General features: G+C 72.7%; 16 protein-coding genes. 8 read left to right on the top strand and 8 right to left on the bottom strand.

The window, feature by feature from the left end:
* Positions 1–59 precede the first annotated feature (59 nt).
* The 3 genes from ACN9MM_RS32905 to ACN9MM_RS32895 all read right to left on the bottom strand — a co-directional run bounded on the left by ACN9MM_RS32905 (position 60) and on the right by ACN9MM_RS32895 (position 3,166).
* Positions 60–1,472, bottom strand: a complete 1,413-nt coding sequence (locus ACN9MM_RS32905) for a family 2B encapsulin nanocompartment shell protein (RefSeq protein ID WP_426367362.1) — start codon at positions 1,470–1,472, stop codon at positions 60–62.
* Between the two features lie 376 nt (positions 1,473–1,848).
* Complete coding sequence (locus ACN9MM_RS32900; RefSeq protein WP_426367361.1) at positions 1,849–2,193, bottom strand: GNAT family N-acetyltransferase; 345 nt, start codon at positions 2,191–2,193, stop codon at positions 1,849–1,851.
* Positions 2,194–2,242: 49 nt separating this feature from the next.
* A complete protein-coding gene (locus ACN9MM_RS32895) occupies positions 2,243–3,166 on the bottom strand; it encodes a pirin family protein (protein WP_426367360.1) in 924 nt (307 codons plus the stop codon).
* A gap of 118 nt (positions 3,167–3,284) precedes the next feature.
* On the opposite strand from ACN9MM_RS32895, the gene ACN9MM_RS32890 reads away from it, so the two are divergent.
* Positions 3,285–3,776 (top strand): carboxymuconolactone decarboxylase family protein, encoded by a 492-nt coding sequence (locus ACN9MM_RS32890; protein ID WP_426367358.1) that lies wholly within the window; start codon positions 3,285–3,287, stop codon positions 3,774–3,776.
* A gap of 94 nt (positions 3,777–3,870) precedes the next feature.
* Here the strand turns inward: ACN9MM_RS32890 and ACN9MM_RS32885 are convergent, their stop codons facing one another.
* The 4 genes from ACN9MM_RS32885 to ACN9MM_RS32870 all read right to left on the bottom strand — a co-directional run bounded on the left by ACN9MM_RS32885 (position 3,871) and on the right by ACN9MM_RS32870 (position 8,161).
* A complete protein-coding gene (locus ACN9MM_RS32885) occupies positions 3,871–4,176 on the bottom strand; it encodes a hypothetical protein (RefSeq protein WP_426367357.1) in 306 nt (101 codons plus the stop codon).
* Positions 4,177–4,344: 168 nt separating this feature from the next.
* A complete protein-coding gene (locus tag ACN9MM_RS32880; RefSeq protein ID WP_426367355.1) occupies positions 4,345–6,531 on the bottom strand; it encodes a hypothetical protein in 2,187 nt (728 codons plus the stop codon).
* Positions 6,532–6,604: 73 nt separating this feature from the next.
* Positions 6,605–7,399: a polysaccharide deacetylase family protein gene (locus ACN9MM_RS32875; RefSeq protein WP_426367354.1), complete on the bottom strand. Its 795-nt coding sequence runs from the start codon at positions 7,397–7,399 to the stop codon at positions 6,605–6,607.
* A gap of 192 nt (positions 7,400–7,591) precedes the next feature.
* Positions 7,592–8,161 (bottom strand): type 1 glutamine amidotransferase domain-containing protein, encoded by a 570-nt coding sequence (locus ACN9MM_RS32870; RefSeq protein WP_426367353.1) that lies wholly within the window; start codon positions 8,159–8,161, stop codon positions 7,592–7,594.
* 187 nt (positions 8,162–8,348) lie between these two features.
* Here ACN9MM_RS32870 and ACN9MM_RS32865 point away from each other — a divergent pair, with 187 nt between their 5' ends.
* Positions 8,349–8,504, top strand: coding sequence for a hydrophobic protein (locus tag ACN9MM_RS32865; RefSeq protein WP_426367352.1), 156 nt, complete (start codon positions 8,349–8,351; stop codon positions 8,502–8,504).
* A gap of 87 nt (positions 8,505–8,591) precedes the next feature.
* Here the strand turns inward: ACN9MM_RS32865 and ACN9MM_RS32860 are convergent, their stop codons facing one another.
* Positions 8,592–8,933 (bottom strand): DUF3040 domain-containing protein, encoded by a 342-nt coding sequence (locus ACN9MM_RS32860; protein WP_426367351.1) that lies wholly within the window; start codon positions 8,931–8,933, stop codon positions 8,592–8,594.
* Positions 8,934–9,118: 185 nt separating this feature from the next.
* Between ACN9MM_RS32860 and ACN9MM_RS32855 the strand changes: the two genes are divergently transcribed.
* From ACN9MM_RS32855 to ACN9MM_RS32830, 6 genes are all read left to right on the top strand, one after another.
* Positions 9,119–10,054, top strand: a complete 936-nt coding sequence (locus tag ACN9MM_RS32855) for a SigB/SigF/SigG family RNA polymerase sigma factor (protein ID WP_426367350.1) — start codon at positions 9,119–9,121, stop codon at positions 10,052–10,054.
* Positions 10,055–10,162: 108 nt separating this feature from the next.
* Positions 10,163–10,558 (top strand): STAS domain-containing protein, encoded by a 396-nt coding sequence (locus ACN9MM_RS32850; RefSeq protein ID WP_426368887.1) that lies wholly within the window; start codon positions 10,163–10,165, stop codon positions 10,556–10,558.
* A gap of 32 nt (positions 10,559–10,590) precedes the next feature.
* Positions 10,591–11,040: an ATP-binding protein gene (locus ACN9MM_RS32845; protein WP_426367349.1), complete on the top strand. Its 450-nt coding sequence runs from the start codon at positions 10,591–10,593 to the stop codon at positions 11,038–11,040.
* 193 nt (positions 11,041–11,233) lie between these two features.
* Positions 11,234–13,438, top strand: a complete 2,205-nt coding sequence (katG, locus tag ACN9MM_RS32840; RefSeq protein ID WP_426368886.1) for a catalase/peroxidase HPI — start codon at positions 11,234–11,236, stop codon at positions 13,436–13,438.
* Between the two features lie 127 nt (positions 13,439–13,565).
* Complete coding sequence (locus tag ACN9MM_RS32835; protein WP_426367348.1) at positions 13,566–14,384, top strand: SDR family NAD(P)-dependent oxidoreductase; 819 nt, start codon at positions 13,566–13,568, stop codon at positions 14,382–14,384.
* A gap of 181 nt (positions 14,385–14,565) precedes the next feature.
* Positions 14,566–15,135, top strand: coding sequence for an alpha/beta hydrolase (locus ACN9MM_RS32830; protein WP_426367347.1), 570 nt, complete (start codon positions 14,566–14,568; stop codon positions 15,133–15,135).
* The last annotated feature ends 162 nt before the right edge of the window (positions 15,136–15,297 follow it).

Below are 15,297 nucleotides of genomic sequence, written 5' to 3'. Positions count from 1 at the left end.
GGCGGGCGTGCCGGCCCGGCCCGGATGGTCCGGGTGGTGGTGGCCTGCGGGGGGGAGAGCTAGTCGCGCCGGCGCGCGATCTGCACGTTCTCCAGAACGCCGAGCGCGTTCGGGACCAGGACGGCGGCGGAGTAGTACGTCGTCACGAGGTACGACATGATCGCCTGCTCGCTGATGCCCATGAACCGCACCGACAGGCCCGGCTCGTACTCCTCGGGCAGGCCGGTCTGGCGCAGACCGATGACGCCCTGGTTGTCCTCGCCGAGACGCATGGCGAGGATCGAGCTGGTGTTCTCCTTGCTGATGGGGATCTTGTTGCAGGGCAGGATCGGGACCCCTCGCCAGGCCGGGACCCGGTGCCCGTCGAGCTCCACGGTGTCCGGGTAGAGCCCGGCCCTGTTCCACTCGCGCCCGATGGCCGCGATGGTCCGCGGGTGGGCGAGGAAGAGCTTGGTGCTGCGGCGGCGGCAGAGCAGCTCGTCGAGGTCGTCCGGGGTGGGCGGGCCGGAGTGCGGCTGGATCCGCTGCTTGAAGTCGGCGTTGGGGAGCAGCCCGAACTCCGGGTTGTTGATGAGCTCGTACTCCTGGCGCTCGCGCAGCGCCTCGACGGTGAGCCTGAGCTGTTCCTCCGTCTGGTTCATCGGCCCGTTGTAGAGGTCGGCGACCCGGGTGTGGACCTTGAGGACGGTCTGGGCGACGGAGAGTTCGTACTCGCGCGGCTTGAGCTCGTAGTCGACGAAGGCGCCGGGGATGTCGGCCTCGCCCTTGTGGCCGGCCGACATGGCGATCTCGGCCTCGCCGTGCTTGTTCTGCCGCTGGAGGGGCAGCGAGCTGAAGTCCTCGATGTGGGCCTGCAGGCTCGGCGCCGAGGAGAGGATGTGCGCGAAGTCGGCGCGGGAGAGGGTCAGCAGGGTGCCCGCCGTCTCGGCGGTCGCGGTGTAGTCCCAGCCGGCGTCGCCGTCGAGGAGGGCGTTCTCCCCGAAGCGGTCGCCGTCGGCGAGCGTGGCGACGGTCACCTCGTCGCCGTACTTGCCGACGGAGGTCTGGCTGACGCGGCCGTGGGCGATCATGTGGATCTGCTCGGCGGGACCGCCGCGCTGGACGAGCACCTCGCCGGCCCGGAAGTCGCGCTGGACGCAGCGGTCGGCGAGCGCGTCGAGCACGCCGTCGTCGTCGAAGCCGCGCAGCAGGGCCAGTTCGCCGAGCTCGCGGGGGATGACGCGGACGCGGGCGCCGTCCTGGACGAACTCGATGCGTCCGTCGCCGACGGTGTAGCTCAGCCGGCGGTTCACCCGATAGGCGCCGCCCTTGGTCTCCACCCAGGGGAGCATCCGCAGCAGCCAGCGGGAGCTGATCTCCTGCATCTGCGGGGCGGACTTGGTGGTGGTGGCGAGGTTGCGGGCGGCTGCGGTACTGAGGCTGGACTGCCGGGGCGGCGCGGGCGTCACGTCCGGGCGGTCGTCAACGGTCATCGAGCGAGCTCTCCTTCGCAAGGGCCGGCAGGTCGGCGCACGGGGGCGCAGAAATCCGGTGAAAGAAGATAAAGGGGGGCGAAGATCCGGGAATCCGTCCAGATCTCGGGGAACAGTAACGGCCGCCGAGCCCGCCTCGCTCAAGGAGTCCGAGGGCATTACCTCCATGCAGTGATCTTGCTCGAAACCATGTTTATCTGTGCGATCGGTGTGGTTCAGGCCAACCGATCGAAGTCGGCCGACGACCCGCGAGGGGCCCGCCGGGGTCGGTCGCCCGTTCGGCCCCCGGCGCGCGGGGGCCGAACCGGACCGGTCACGCGCGACTGGTCCATCCGGAGGAGACGACCCCCTCCGCGTGCGTCGTGTTGACGGGTGGTCAGCGCTTCAGCTGTCCGTCCAGCCACTCGAGGACCTCGGGGGTCACGGGGTCGGTGATGTCGGCGAACTCCTCGTGCTTCTTCAGGAACTTCGCCACGTAGGGGCAGACGGGGACGATGCGCATGCCGGAGGCGCGGACGTCGGTGAGCGCCCGCTCGACGAGGATCGAGGCCAGGCCCTGGCCCGCGTAGGCCTCGTCGACCTCGGTGTGGAAGAAGACGCGCCGGTCGTCGCGGTCGCGGTAGGCCGTGAGGCCCGCGCGCTCTCCGTCGACGAGGATCTCGTACCGGTGCCGGGGGTCCACCCGCCGGACGGCGGGGGCGGCCGGGGTCTGCTCGGTCATGGGGAGTGCCTTTCGTGTGAGGTGGGGCGTGCGCGGAGGGCGTCGGCCGTCAGCGGCGTGCGGGGTTCCTGCGGGGTGCGATCCGGGCGTTGGGGAGGGCGGGGGCGGGGAGGCGGTCGCCGGGGTAGCCGTCGACCGTGCCGAAGCGGTCGGAGGCCTTCTCCCATTCCTCGCGGGCCTCGGCGATGTCCTCGTGGCTGCGGCCGATGAAGTTCCACCACATGACGATCTCCTCCTCGAACGGCGTCCCGCCGAGGAGGACCGCGCGGGCGGGGGCGTCCGAGGTGTTGGTCAGGGTCAGCGTCCCGGCCCCGGTGCCCGCGTACCCCAGCTCGGCCGGGCGCAGGAGGGTGCCGGCCAGGCGGACCTCCCCCTCGTCGACGAGCAGGCCGTGCTCGAAGGCGGGGTCCGTGCGGAGGGTGACGGTCGCACCCGCGTCGATGAGGAGTTCGGCGCCGAGGAGCGGCGTGAAGGTGCGGACCGGGGAGGTCGAGCCGGCGAGCGACCCGAGGAACACCCGGATGTCGGCTCCGTCGACGCGGACGGTGCCGGGGGCGTAGTGCTGGAAGTCCCGCGCGGCGTTCCGGTGCTCCTCGGGCAGCGCCACCCACAGCTGTACGCCATGCAGGGTGGTGGTGCGGGTGGTGGAGACCTCGGTGTGGCTGATGCCGTGGCCGCCCGTCATGAGGTTCAGCTCCCCGGGACGCACGTACGCGTGGCTGCCCAGGCTGTCGCGGTGCTCTATCTCGCCGCTGAACAGCCAGCTCACGGTCTGCAGCCCGATGTGCGGGTGGGGTGCGACGTCCATGCCGCCGGACTCGGCGACGTCGTCGGGGCCGTAGTGGTCGGCGAAGCACCAGGCCCCGATCAGTGTCCGGGCCCGCTGCGGGAGCGTGCGCCGTACGGTCATCGCCCGCGGCCCGCCCAGGGGGACGTCCCGTGCCGTCAGGACCTCGATCTCCGTGGTGCTCATCGCCGACCCCTCCATGAAAGTAGTTCCATTTTCAACAATCATGGACGATGATAGCCCCTGCGACGGTGACACGCACGGTCGTCGGACGAGGTCGTGGGGCCTCGGGAAGGAGCACACGGTGAGCGACACGGCGGGAGCCACGGCGGACGGGCGGGTCTACGTCGACAAGCAGAGCCCCAAGGCCTACCACGCACTGGTCCAGACGGCGGAGGCGGTACGCGCCACGGCGGGCGACGCCGGGCTCGACCGCCTCCTGGTGGAGCTCGTCAACCTCCGCGTGAGCCAGATCAACCGCTGCGCGTACTGCCTCGACGTGCACACCAGGGCCGCCCTGCGGGCCGGTGAGACGACCCGCCGCCTGGGCGTGCTCGCCGCCTGGCGCGACACGGCGCTCTTCACCGGGCGGGAGCGCGCGGCCCTGGCCCTCGCGGAGGCCACCACGGCCCCCGCCGACGCCCTCGCGCAGGAGCGCGCCTACGAGGTCGCGCGCGGCGCCCTGACCGACGACGAGATCTCGGCGGTCGTCTGGGTGGCGATCACGATCAACGCCTTCAACCGGGTCTCGATCCTGAGCAAGCACCCGGTACGGGAACCGGCCCCCGGTTCCTGAGGGGACCGCAGGTCCCCGGCTCCCGAGCGGACACGGCGAAGGTCCGGTGCCGTCGGGGCGCCGGACCTTCGCGTCAGGGGATGTGCCGGGTCGGTCAGGTGGAGATCTCCGGGAGGACCCCGGTGGCCGGCGCCGCCAGGTCGGTCAGCTGGCGCAGCTGCCCCAGCTCGTTCACCCGGCTGAGCCCGCCCAGCTGTTCGGCGATCCCGGGGAACCGCCCGCGGGACTCCTCGGGGATGCCGGTCATGGTGAGGGCGTCGAGCTCGCTGACGGGGTTCACCTTCGGGCCGAGCGGTCCCGAGGTGTCGGCGGCGCTCGCGGCGGAGGCCGCGGACGCGCCCAGGCACGAGAAGGCGGCGGCGACGGCGAGGATCGAGGAGATACGTCGTGTAGAGGTCACACCCTCACAACGGGCCGGCCCGCCGTGGGACACGGGCCGCCCCCGCTCTCACCGTCCGAACGGGGGTCCCGGCACCAAGGAGTCGGGCGAGGAGAGCGGAGAGGCTATTTCAGTAGGGTTCTGAGAAGGAAGCCTCTCCATGGCCTCGCCCTGCGACGACCGTAGCAGTCAGGCCGGGATCAGATCGCGCAGATTTTCGGGCGTGAGGACGCGCGAACCCGGCGGCAGGCCGGCGGGCCGGTCCAGACCGATGTACGTGACGGGCCCGTCCGGCAGCGTCGAGCCGTCCCACCAGGTCGTCGTGGTCGCCTCGGAGGTCATCAGAGCGGTGAGGTGGCGGACCGTCAGCGGGGTGCGGGCGAGCAGGCCCCGGAGCAGGACCCCGACCGACACGCGGTTCTCCTCGACGCGGTTCGCGGACGGGTTGCCCCGCAGGTACAGGTGCAGCCACCGCGCGCGCCAGCCGCCGTCCTCGCCTCGCTCGAACGCGAGCGGCAGCGCGACCCGGCCGGGCCCGCGCAGGTCGGACTTCATCCGGACCGTGCGCGGCTCGAAGGGACGGCCCCGCTGCTCGGTCTCGCGCAGCATGAAGCCGAAGAACGACTCCTCGACCGCCTCGAAGTCCTCGCCGGAGTAGAGGTTCACCTGCGGGACGACGTAGCTGCCGCGGACCGCGCCGAGCCGCAGGTCGATGAACTCCGAGGCGCCTTCGGGCGCGTCGGTGACGTCGCCGGAGTGCGTGCCCTCGACGGCGGTGAGGGCCGTGTACGAGAGCCAGGTGACGGTCGCGAAGTCGTCGTCCAGGACCAGCGCCGAGAGGTCGTAGTCGGTGCAGAGTTCCTTCTGCTTCCAGTACGTGAAGAAGCGCAGCAGCTCGCCCTCGACCGGCGAGACGGAGCCGCGCGGCAGGACGCCGAGCCCCGCCGCGGTCGCCCGGCCGCTGAGCGGGAGCGCCACGTCCAGGACGGCGGGGTCGAGGAGGAGGTGTCCCGGTGCGGGGAGGCGGCGCCGCGTCTCGGCGTCGAGGACCGCGCAGAGCCGCTCCCGTACCGCGGGCGGCAGCGGCGGGCGGGTGTCGGGCGTGACCCAGGCGGCACCGAGCCGGTTGACGAACACCCGCCGGTCCCCCTGCGCGCCCGTGCGGTTCTGGACGTGCTCGCGGAGCGAGAGGACGACACGGCCGGAGACGTGGGGGACGGCCCTCTCGAACGCGGCGAGCACGGCGTCGAGTTCCTCCTGCCCGTCCGCCGCGCACAGCAGCCGGTCGAGGGCGCGGAGCAGCCGGCCGGGGGCGGAGGTGAGGAGTTCGGCCGCGCCGACGACGTCGTTCCGCGCGAGGAGTTCCTCGACGCGGCCGTTGAGGGAGGGGGCCTTCCGCTCGCCGCGGGCGACGGCGAAGACCTCGGCGGCGTGCGGCCACCGCGGGTACTCGTGCGGGTGCAGCCGCTCCCCCAGGCGCTTCCACGCCTCGCGGTGCGCGGCGACGTCGGCGAGCTTCGCGGGGGCTGCGGCGACGACGGCGTCGAGGCCGCCGAGCAGGGCGCGGCGGGCGGGCCGGGACAGCGCGCGGAAGCGGGTCGGCTCGTACAGTCCGACGTCTCCGTCCGAGAGGGCGCAGGCCAGACGCAGGACGTCGGTCACCGTGTCGAGGAGGAGGTCCGCGCCGGCGTCGAGGCGGGCGCGGTTGACGACGGCGCGGTGCTCCCGGACGGGGATCGCTTCGGGCTGGGGGCCGTCGACCCGGTGGGCGGCGAGGAACGCGAGGTCGCTCCGGTGCTCGTCGCCGAGCGGGGTGGTGCTTCCGGCCAGGGCCAGGTAGAGGGCGGTGATCTCGTCCTCGGGGGTGCCGCCGCGGTGCAGGACCGTGACGCGGTCGCCCGCCGCGGCGATCAGCTCGTCGTGCACGGCGAGCATCTCCTCGTACGTGTGGCGGTAGATGCCGTACGAGGGGAGGGTGAGCAGGTCGAGCACGCCGGCGCGCAGCCGGTCGAGGACGCCGGGGCGCGCGGTGTCGTCGTCGAGGGCCTCGGCGAGGCAGCGCCTCCAGAAGTCGAAGGTGTCGGGCACCCCGGCCGGGAAGTCGGCGAAGTACGCGTTGTGCCGGACGTCGTCGCCGACGAGCTCGCGGACGGTGTCGAGAGTGCGGGTCGCGACGGCGACGACCGTCTCCTCCGGCAGCCGGGACAGCTCTTCGAGCAGCCCGGCCGAGAGCTTGAACCCGACCGACATCAGGGCGGCGTCGAACCGCCGCGCCGTGACGTCCCCGTGGCCCTTCCCCCGGCCGGCGGCGGTGGCCGCCGGGAGGGGGACGCGATGGGTGTGCCGGACGACCAGACGTTCGAGAGCGTGGACCATTCCGGCATGCTGCCAGCCCCGAACGGCCCGGTGCACGCGGATTTCGGGCCGTGGGGGCGGGCGGGCGCGGGGCTCAGGGCGCGGTGATGACGGGGAAGCTGAAGGGGTGTCCGTTCTGCTTGAGCCACGGCAGCACCTGCCGCAGGGCCGCGACGGTCTGGCTGCGGTCGCCGCCGCCGTCGTGGAAGAGGATCGTGGGCCCGTTGGACAGCTCGTTCTTGACGGTGTTGACGATCGAGGCGGTGCCCGGCTGCTCGAAGTCCTTGGTGTCCACGTTCCAGCCGAGCGGCCGCATCCCCGCGGCGGCGGCCATCTTGCGGCTGTCGGGGGTGAACGCGCCGCCCGGGGCCCGGTAGTACTCGACCTGCGCTCCCCCGGCGGCCTTCTCTATGAGCCTCTTCGCGTCGAGGATCTGCTGCTTCTGGTACGCGACGGACTTCTTGTCCATGGTGGTGTCGTGGGTCATGGTGTGGTCGCAGAGCCGGTGGCCCTCCGCGACGACCCGCTTGACGAGGTCGGGGTGCTGCTCGGCCTGGGGCCCGATCATGCAGAACACGGCCTTGACGCCGTTCTCCTTGAGGATGTCGAGCATCTGGGGCGTCCAGCGCGGGTCCGGGCCGTCGTCGATGGTGATGTTCACGGCGGTGCCCCCCGCCTCGGCCGCGTGCGCGATGCTCTCGGGCACCTTCCGCGGCGGCACCTTGGCCGGCGCCTGGGGCTTCCCGTCCGGAGCCTGCGAGACGGGCGCGCCCCCCATCCTCGCGGAGGCCTCGTTGTCCATCAGCGCCGCGACGCCCCACACCGCCAGACTCAGCCCCACCGCCGACGCCACCACGGCTATGTGCGCGGTGTACTTGCCCTGCCCCATGGAAATCCCCACTCCCCGTCCGTTCCGACCTCTCCCTGGTGAGAGGACGGTACGAGGAGCTGGAAGGTTTCACCGAATCCGGATCAACTGCCGACGACCGGCGGCGGGGCGTCCGGACGCCGGATCAGGTCCCCTCGGTGGGGCGTGCGAGCCGGGTCCGGTCCCCTCGGTGGCGGGGCGTGCGACGCCGGATCAGGTCCCGCCGGCGAGCGCGTGGACGATCGCCGACGCGAAGGCGTCGAGGTCGCGTGGTCGGCGCGAGGTGATGAGGGGGTGGCGTCCGGAGGTGTCGACGACGACCTCCCGGTCCCGCCAGGTCCCTCCGGCGTTCTCCAGGTCGGGACGGAGCGAGGGGTACGAGGTCAGTTCGCGGCCCCCGGCGAGCCCGCTGTCGACGAGGAGCCACGGGCCGTGGCAGATGGCGGCCACCGGTTTGCCGGCCTCGGCGAAGGCCGAGACGAGGCGCCGGGCGTCGGGGTCGGTGCGCAGGCGGTCGGCGTTCAGGGTCCCGCCCGGCACGATCACGGCGTCGTACCCGTCCGCGGTCGCCCGCGCGAGGGTCGTGTCCGGCAGGACGTCGGCTCCGGGGTGCCGGTCGGAGACGAGGGTCCGTACGGCCTCGTCCTTCTCCGCGGCGACCGTGACCCGGGCTCCGTTCTCGCGCAGGACGGCCATCGGTCTCCGCAACTCGTCCTGTTCCGTCCCGTAGTTCGTCGTGAGGACGAGGACGTTCTGTCCGTCGAGCTTTCCGTCGGGCGGCACGATGCCTCCTCTCGGGTTGTCGCTGCCCCCGTCACTCGTGCGCCTCACCCCGCACACGCGTCTCAAACATCGCGCCCGTCCTGTGTCACGGCGCGCATGTTCTCGGCGGAAGGGGGCAACCGCGCTGGTACCGAGTTCCCGCGCCGACACCGACCGGCCGGGCCCCGCAGGCAGCGGAGGTGCAGCCATGGTTCCCCTTCTCCTCGTACTCCTCGTGATCCTGATCCTGTTCGGCGCGGGGTTCGCCGTCGAAGTGCTCTGGTACGTCGCCATCGCCGTCCTGGTGCTGTGGCTGCTCGGCTTCTTCATGCGGAGCGGCAGCGGCCGCTGGTACCGCTGGTGATCCCGGCTCCCCGGCACGACGTGCCGCCGCCCCGGACGCTGTCCGGGGCGGCGGCACGTGATGTCCGGGAGTTCCGGACCCGATACCTCACGTCTCCGGCCGCGTTCCCGTCCCCCGTCGCCGTATGCGGCGGACGACCAGGATCAGCGTGCCGAGCAGGGTCAGCACCCACACGGCGGCGAACGCCCAGATGAGCGCCGGCGCCCCGGTGGCGACGGCGAGCACGAGCAGGGCGAGGGTCATGACGCCGAGCGCGGCGACGCCGAGGGAGGGAAGGCGGCGGCGGGCTCCGGCGATGGAGGGCGCGGACAGGTGCGGGGGCCGCCTCATCGTGCGCAGCCTGCGCGCGAGCGCCTCGTCCCGTTCCAGTGCTTCCTCGATCTCCGCCAGAACGCGCCGCTCGTGTGCCGTGAGCCGGGCCTCGTCCATCGCGGACACCTCCTCCCGATCACCGGGGGCCGACGCGAGCGCGTCGCACCACCGCGAGTTCTCACGACAATCGTGTCAAACCAGTCCAAGAAGGGCATCCTTAGGGCAGGACGCTCGACCGACGGACCCCCGCCGCCGCTCCCTGGCTGCGGCGCAGGCCCCTCGCCACCGTCGAAGGAGCCCTTATGCCCACCGCCGGAGACCGCTCCGCGCTCTCGCCCACCACCGCCCCCGCCCCGCGATCCGGGGCCACGTCCGTCGCGCCCGGTGCCTCGACGCGCCGCCGGGCGCTGGACGGGCTTCCCGAGCCGATCCGCCCCACGGCCGTCTCCACGGACGACGCCCGGACGCTGTCCGTGGCGCTGTTCGCCCGGCTCCGGGAGCTGGAGGAGGGGACCCCGGAGTACGCGTACGTCCGCAACACGCTGGTGGAGCTGAACCTCAGCCTCGTGAAGTTCGCGGCCCGCAGGTTCCGGAACCGTGCCGAGCCCGCGGAGGACATCATCCAGGTCGGCACGATCGGCCTGATCAAGGCGATCAACCGCTTCGACCCCGACCGTGCCGTCGATTTCTCCGCCTTCGCCCTCCCGACCGTCGTCGGTGAGATGAAGCGCTTCTTCCGGGACACCAGCTGGGCGGTGCGCGTCCCCCGCCGGCTCCAGGAGCTCCGCATCGACCTCGCGAAGGCCTCGGACGCCCTGGAGCAGAGCCTCGGCCGCCGCCCCACCCGTGCGGAGCTGTCCGCGGAGCTGCACCTCACGGAGGAGGAGGTCGCGGAGGGCCAGCTCGCCGCCCACGGCTACGCGGCCCGGTCCCTGGACGTCCCCGCCGACGACGAGACCGCGGGCCCCGGCTCCGGCGCCCGCCGTCTGGCCGAGACGGAGCCCTCGTACGAACTGATCGAGTCGCTGACGGCCCTGCGGCCCCTGCTCGCCCGGCTCGACGACCGCGACCGGCACATCCTGGAACTCCGCTTCGGCCAGGAACTCACCCAGGCGGAGATAGGCGACCGGGTCGGCCTCTCCCAGATGCACGTCTCGCGACTCCTCACCCGCATCCTCGGCGACCTCAGGAACGGTCTCCTCCAGGACGACCCCGCGACGGACTGCCCGAGCGGCTGACCACGGGATCCCGGCCCCGGCGCGAGACGGAGGCATCCCCGCGGCGGAACCGGGCAGGGGCACCCGGTACGAGCTTGCGCAACACGTGCGAGGAGACGGGTGAGCACCATGGACGCGGGCGGCCGGACGGGAACACCGGGGGCTGCGCGGACGGACCGGCTCCTCGTGGAGGTCCTGCGCGGGCGGTGGCCCGGCACCGTCGTCGTGTCGCTCGACGGCGAGCTCGACCACGACACGGCGGAACCCCTCCGGAACGCGCTGGAGGCGGCCTCCGGGGCCGTCCGCGTCGTCGTGGACTGCTCGGGCCTGCGGTTCTGCGACTCGACCGGACTGAACATCCTCCTGCGGACCCGTCTGCGACTGCTCGCCGAAGGCGGTCACGTCGACCTCGCCGGACTGCGGCCGCCGGTGGACCGCGTCTTCCAGATCACCGGGGCCCTGCGGCTCTTCCCGGTGTACGAGGACACCGGCACGGCGCTCGGCGGGAACCCGCGTCCGGCATGATTCGCCCGGCCCTGGCGGGGCAGCCGCCACGTATGACCATTCCGCGCACGGGGCCCCCGACCACGCGTACACGCCGGTACGAGCTGGCCGCGGGTGACGGGGTCGTGCGGGAGTGCCGTGAGCACACGCAGCGGGCCCTGAGCGAGTGGTTCGGGGCCGGGGGCGCGCCCGGGGAGGTCGCCGCCGAGGACGCGCTGCTGCTGGTGTCCGAGATCGTCACGAACGCGCTCACGCACGGTGGCGTCCCGTACGAACTGCAGCTCGACCGCACGGGCGGCCGCCTGTGGGTGCAGGTCAGCGACACGAGTCCGGTGCGGCCCCGGCCCCACGGGCGGCACCACCCCGACCGCCCCTCCGGGCACGGCCTGTACCTCCTCGGCCGGCTCTCGGACGCCTGGGGCTGCCTCCCCCGGGACAGCGGGAAGGCCGTCTGGTTCGAGCTGGAGGTACCGGCCGGGGCCGGTCGCGCGTCACCTGGGTGACGCGGAGCGGGAGGGGCACGCGCCCGGCGAAGCGGGCCTGAGCGAAAGCGTGCACGCGCCCGGCGACGCGACCCGGCCGGATGGTCGGAAATTCCCTCCTTCCGATCATTTCCGTCGGTTGGCGTTGCTCTGCGTGTTCTCACGGTCGCGCGGTCCGCCGTGCGCGAGCATGACGGACGCCGAAACCGTCACGATGAGCGGAAGAAGGACCCACGTGCCCGGCAGCGACAGCGAGAACCCGGCGATTCCCGCACCCACCCCGACCGAGACCCGGCCCAAGACCAACACGGACTGGTGGCCGAACCAGCTGGACCTCCAGGTCCTCCACCAGCATTCGCCCCTGTCCGATCCGATGGGCGAGGAGTTCGACTACGCGAAGGAGTTCGCCGGCCTCGACGTCGACGCCCTGAAGCGGGACGTCTTCGAGGTGATGACGAACTCGCAGGAGTGGTGGCCCGCCGACTACGGCCACTACGGGCCCCTCTTCATCCGGATGAGCTGGCACGCCGCGGGGACGTACCGCATCGCGGACGGCCGGGGCGGTGGCGGCCAGGGCGCCCAGCGCTTCGCCCCGCTCAACAGCTGGCCGGACAACGCGAGCCTCGACAAGGCGCGCCGGCTGCTGTGGCCGGTCAAGCAGAAGTACGGGCGGAAGATCTCCTGGGCCGACCTGCTGGTCTTCGCGGGCAACTGCGCCATGGAGTCGATGGGGTTCAGAACCTTCGGGTTCGGCTTCGGACGCCCCGACGTCTGGGAGCCCGAGGAGATCTTCTGGGGTCCCGAGGACACCTGGCTCGGTGACGAGCGCTACAGCGGCGACCGGCAGCTGACCGGTCCGTTCGGCGCCGTGCAGATGGGGCTGATCTACGTCAACCCGGAGGGCCCGAACGGCAACCCGGATCCGGTCGCCGCCGCCCGGGACATCCGGGAGACGTTCGCGCGCATGGCGATGAACGACGAGGAGACCGTCGCGCTCATCGTCGGTGGCCACACCTTCGGCAAGTGTCACGGCGCGGTGGACCCGGAGTACGTCGGCCCGGAGCCGGAGGCCGCGCCGATGGAGCAGCAGGGGCTCGGCTGGCGGAACGCGTACGGCAGCGGCAAGGGCGTCGACGCGCTCACCAGCGGGCTGGAAGGGGCCTGGACCACCGAGCCGACGAAGTGGGACAACGGCTATCTGGACAACCTCTTCCGGTACGAGTGGGAGCTGACCACCAGCCCCGCGGGCGCCCAGCAGTGGACCCCCAAGGACACGTCGGCGCAGGGCACGGTGCCCGACGCGCACGATCCGTCGAAGCGGCACGCGCCGATGATGCTCACGACGGACCTGTCGCTGCGGCTCGACCCGGTCTACGCGCCGATCGCGAAGCGCTTCCACGAGAACCCGGACCAGCTCGCGGACGCGTTCGCGAAGGCCTGGTACAAGCTGCTGCACCGCGACATGGGCCCCCTCTCCCGCTACCTGGGCCCGTGGATCCCCGAGCCGCAGCTCTGGCAGGACCCCGTCCCCGCGGTCGGCCACGCGCTGGTCGGGGAGGCGGACGTCACCGCGCTCAAGGCCCGGATCCTCGACTCGGGGCTCTCCCTCGCGCAGCTCGTCACCACCGCCTGGGCGTCGGCGGCGAGCTTCCGCGGCACGGACAAGCGCGGCGGCGCCAACGGGGCGCGGATCCGGCTCGCCCCGCAGAAGGACTGGGAGGTCAACGACCTTCCCGAGGTGGCACGGACGGTCGAGACCCTCGAAGGGATCCGCGCGGACCTGGAGTCGGCCGGCGGGGCGCGGATCTCGCTCGCCGACCTGATCGTCCTCGGCGGGTGCGCGGCCGTGGAGCGGGCCGCGAAGAACGCCGGGTACGACGTCACGGTCCCGTTCGCGCCGGGGCGCACGGACGCCTCGCAGGAGCAGACCGACGTGGAGTCGTTCGCGGTGCTCGAACCCCGGGCGGACGGCTTCCGCAACTACCTGCGGGCGGGCGAGAAGCTGTCGCCGGAGACCCTGCTCCTCGACCGCGCCAATCTGCTGACGCTGACCGCGCCCGAGATGACGGTGCTCGTCGGCGGCATGCGGGTGCTCGGCACCGGGTTCGGGGGGTCGTCGCACGGGGCCTTCACGGACCGGCCGGAGTCGCTGACCAACGACTTCTTCGTCGGGCTCCTCGACATGGGCACGGAGTGGAAGGCGTCGACGTCCGAGGAGAACGTCTTCGAGGGCCGCGACCGGACGACGGGCGAGGTGCGGTGGACCGCCACCCCGGTCGACCTCGTCTTCGGTTCGCACTCCCAGCTGCGGGCTCTCGCGGAGGTGTACGCGTCCGCCGACGCGGGCGAGAAGTTCGCGCGCGACTTCGCGGCCGCGTGGGACAAGGTGATGAACCTGGACCGGTTCGACCTGCGCTGAGTCCGGGCCGTCGCGGGAGGCCCGGCCGGGACTCCCGCGACCGCGTCCCGTGCCGGAGCCTGGTGGTGCCGACACCAGGAGCGGTACGCACTGTCGGCGGGGCGCCGGGTGATCCACCGTGGTCGCCATGAACCAGCGCACCACTTTGATCACCGGCGTCACCCACGGGATGGGACGCGCGCTCGCGCTCGACCTGGCGCCCCTCGGCGGCACGCTCCTCCTGCACGGCCGGAACGCCGAACGACTGGCGGCCGTGGCCGCCGAAGTCCGGGAAGCGGGCCCCGGCACCGCGGTCCGCACGTATCTCGCCGATCTCTCCGACCTGGACCAGGTGCACGCGATGGCGGCACGGATCCGGGCGGCGGAGCCGCGCCTCGACGGCCTGATCCACAACGCGGTGGCCGGGGGCGGCTCACGGCCGCTCGTCCGGGAGCTGAGCGGTCAGGGCCATGAACTCCGCTTCGCGGTCAACCACTTGGCACCGTACGCGCTCACCCGCGCCCTGCTGCCGCTGCTCACCGCCTCGGCTCCGGCGCGGGTCGTCAACGTCGCCTCGATGGGACAGGATGCCGTCGACTTCGACGACGTGATGCTGGAGCGCGACTACGAAGGGCTGCGCGCCTACTGCCGGAGCAAGTTGGCCATGATCATGGCGACCTTCGAGCTGGGCGCCGAACTGGAGGGCACCGGAGTCACGGTGAACGCCCTCCACCCGGCCCATCTCATGGACACGCCCGGCGTCCGCGCCTACGGGCTCACTCCCGTCATCACCACGGAGGAGGGCGTCCGCCCGACCGTACGGCTCCTCCTGGACCCGGAGCTGGCCACGGTCACGGGGCGATACTTCGACCGCTTCACCGAGGCGCGGGCCCATGAGCAGGCCTACGACACTGAGGCGCGCGAGCGCCTGATGCGGCTCACCCACGACCTGGTCGGACACCGCTGAGGGAGGCCGTGGTGCCGTCGGGCGTGGTGAGGTCACCCCCTTGGACCGCGCACCCCGCCACGCCGGTCGCGGCGCAGCAGACTCGCTCTCAGCGATTCCCCCACGCTCGAGGAGCCCGCATGTCCCCGCTCGCCTCCGGCCGCGCGTCCCTCTCCCGCCGCGCGGGGCGGGCTCCCGCCCCGTGGAGGTCGACTCCCGGCACGTCGCCGTGACGCCCCGCCCCCGGACGGTCGCCGGCCCCGTCGTCCTCGTGGGCCACTCGTACGGCGGCGCCGTCATCACCGAGGCGGGCGACCTGCCCAACGTCACCGCACTCGTCTACATCGCGGCCTTCGCGCCCGACGCCGGGGAGAGCCCGGGCGGCATCACCGAGGAGATGCCGCCGGCCGCCGTCGCGAACATCGCCCCCGACTCCGACGGCTACCTCTGGATCGCGCGGGACAAGTTCCACGAGAGCTTCGCCCAGGACCTCGCCCCCGACGAGGCCCTCGTCATGGCCGTCACCCAGAAGGCCCCGCTCGGCTCGACGTTCGGCGACAAGGTCACCGCGCCGGCCTGGCGCTCCAAGCCGGTCTGGTACCAGGTGTCCACCCAGGACCGGATGATCCACCCCGACAACGAGCGCCGCATGGCCGCGCGCATGAACCCGCGCAGGACCGTCGAACTCGACGCGAGCCACGCCTCCCTGGCCTCCCAGCCGAAGGCCGTCGTGGACCTGATCGAGGACGCGGTGAACGGCACCGCCGGCTGACCGGACCGGGATCCGCGCCCCGCCGCCGCGCTTCCCCGTCTCGCCACGACCGCGGCCGCACGCCTCGCCGCCGCGTCCCCGCGCGGCGGCGGCCCGGTCCGCCGCGCGGGCCTGACGGGTGATGTTCGCGCGGGTCGGGCGCACCTCCGCCGCCGCACGGGC

The sequence above is a fragment of the Streptomyces sp. E-08 genome (assembly GCF_049913095.1).
Lineage (GTDB): Bacteria > Actinomycetota > Actinomycetes > Streptomycetales > Streptomycetaceae > Streptomyces.
Note: the sequence above shows the minus strand (reverse complement) of the source record. Positions and strands in the feature narration are given on the sequence as shown.

Excerpts from the sequence above, each read along its gene's own strand:
- ACN9MM_RS32855 (WP_426367350.1), top strand. The coding sequence starts at position 9,119 with ATGCCCACCGCCGGAGACCGCTCCGCGCTCTCGCCCACCACCGCCCCC.
- ACN9MM_RS32875 (WP_426367354.1), bottom strand. The coding sequence starts at position 7,399 with ATGGGGCAGGGCAAGTACACCGCGCACATAGCCGTGGTGGCGTCGGCG.
- ACN9MM_RS32860 (WP_426367351.1), bottom strand. The coding sequence starts at position 8,933 with ATGGACGAGGCCCGGCTCACGGCACACGAGCGGCGCGTTCTGGCGGAG.
- ACN9MM_RS32845 (WP_426367349.1), top strand. The coding sequence starts at position 10,591 with ATGACCATTCCGCGCACGGGGCCCCCGACCACGCGTACACGCCGGTAC.
- katG (WP_426368886.1), top strand. The coding sequence starts at position 11,234 with ATGAGCGGAAGAAGGACCCACGTGCCCGGCAGCGACAGCGAGAACCCG.
- ACN9MM_RS32880 (WP_426367355.1), bottom strand. The coding sequence starts at position 6,531 with ATGGTCCACGCTCTCGAACGTCTGGTCGTCCGGCACACCCATCGCGTC.
- ACN9MM_RS32865 (WP_426367352.1), top strand. The coding sequence starts at position 8,349 with ATGGTTCCCCTTCTCCTCGTACTCCTCGTGATCCTGATCCTGTTCGGC.
- ACN9MM_RS32905 (WP_426367362.1), bottom strand. The coding sequence starts at position 1,472 with ATGACCGTTGACGACCGCCCGGACGTGACGCCCGCGCCGCCCCGGCAG.
- ACN9MM_RS32850 (WP_426368887.1), top strand. The coding sequence starts at position 10,163 with ATGGACGCGGGCGGCCGGACGGGAACACCGGGGGCTGCGCGGACGGAC.
- ACN9MM_RS32895 (WP_426367360.1), bottom strand. The coding sequence starts at position 3,166 with ATGAGCACCACGGAGATCGAGGTCCTGACGGCACGGGACGTCCCCCTG.
- ACN9MM_RS32835 (WP_426367348.1), top strand. The coding sequence starts at position 13,566 with ATGAACCAGCGCACCACTTTGATCACCGGCGTCACCCACGGGATGGGA.
- ACN9MM_RS32900 (WP_426367361.1), bottom strand. The coding sequence starts at position 2,193 with ATGACCGAGCAGACCCCGGCCGCCCCCGCCGTCCGGCGGGTGGACCCC.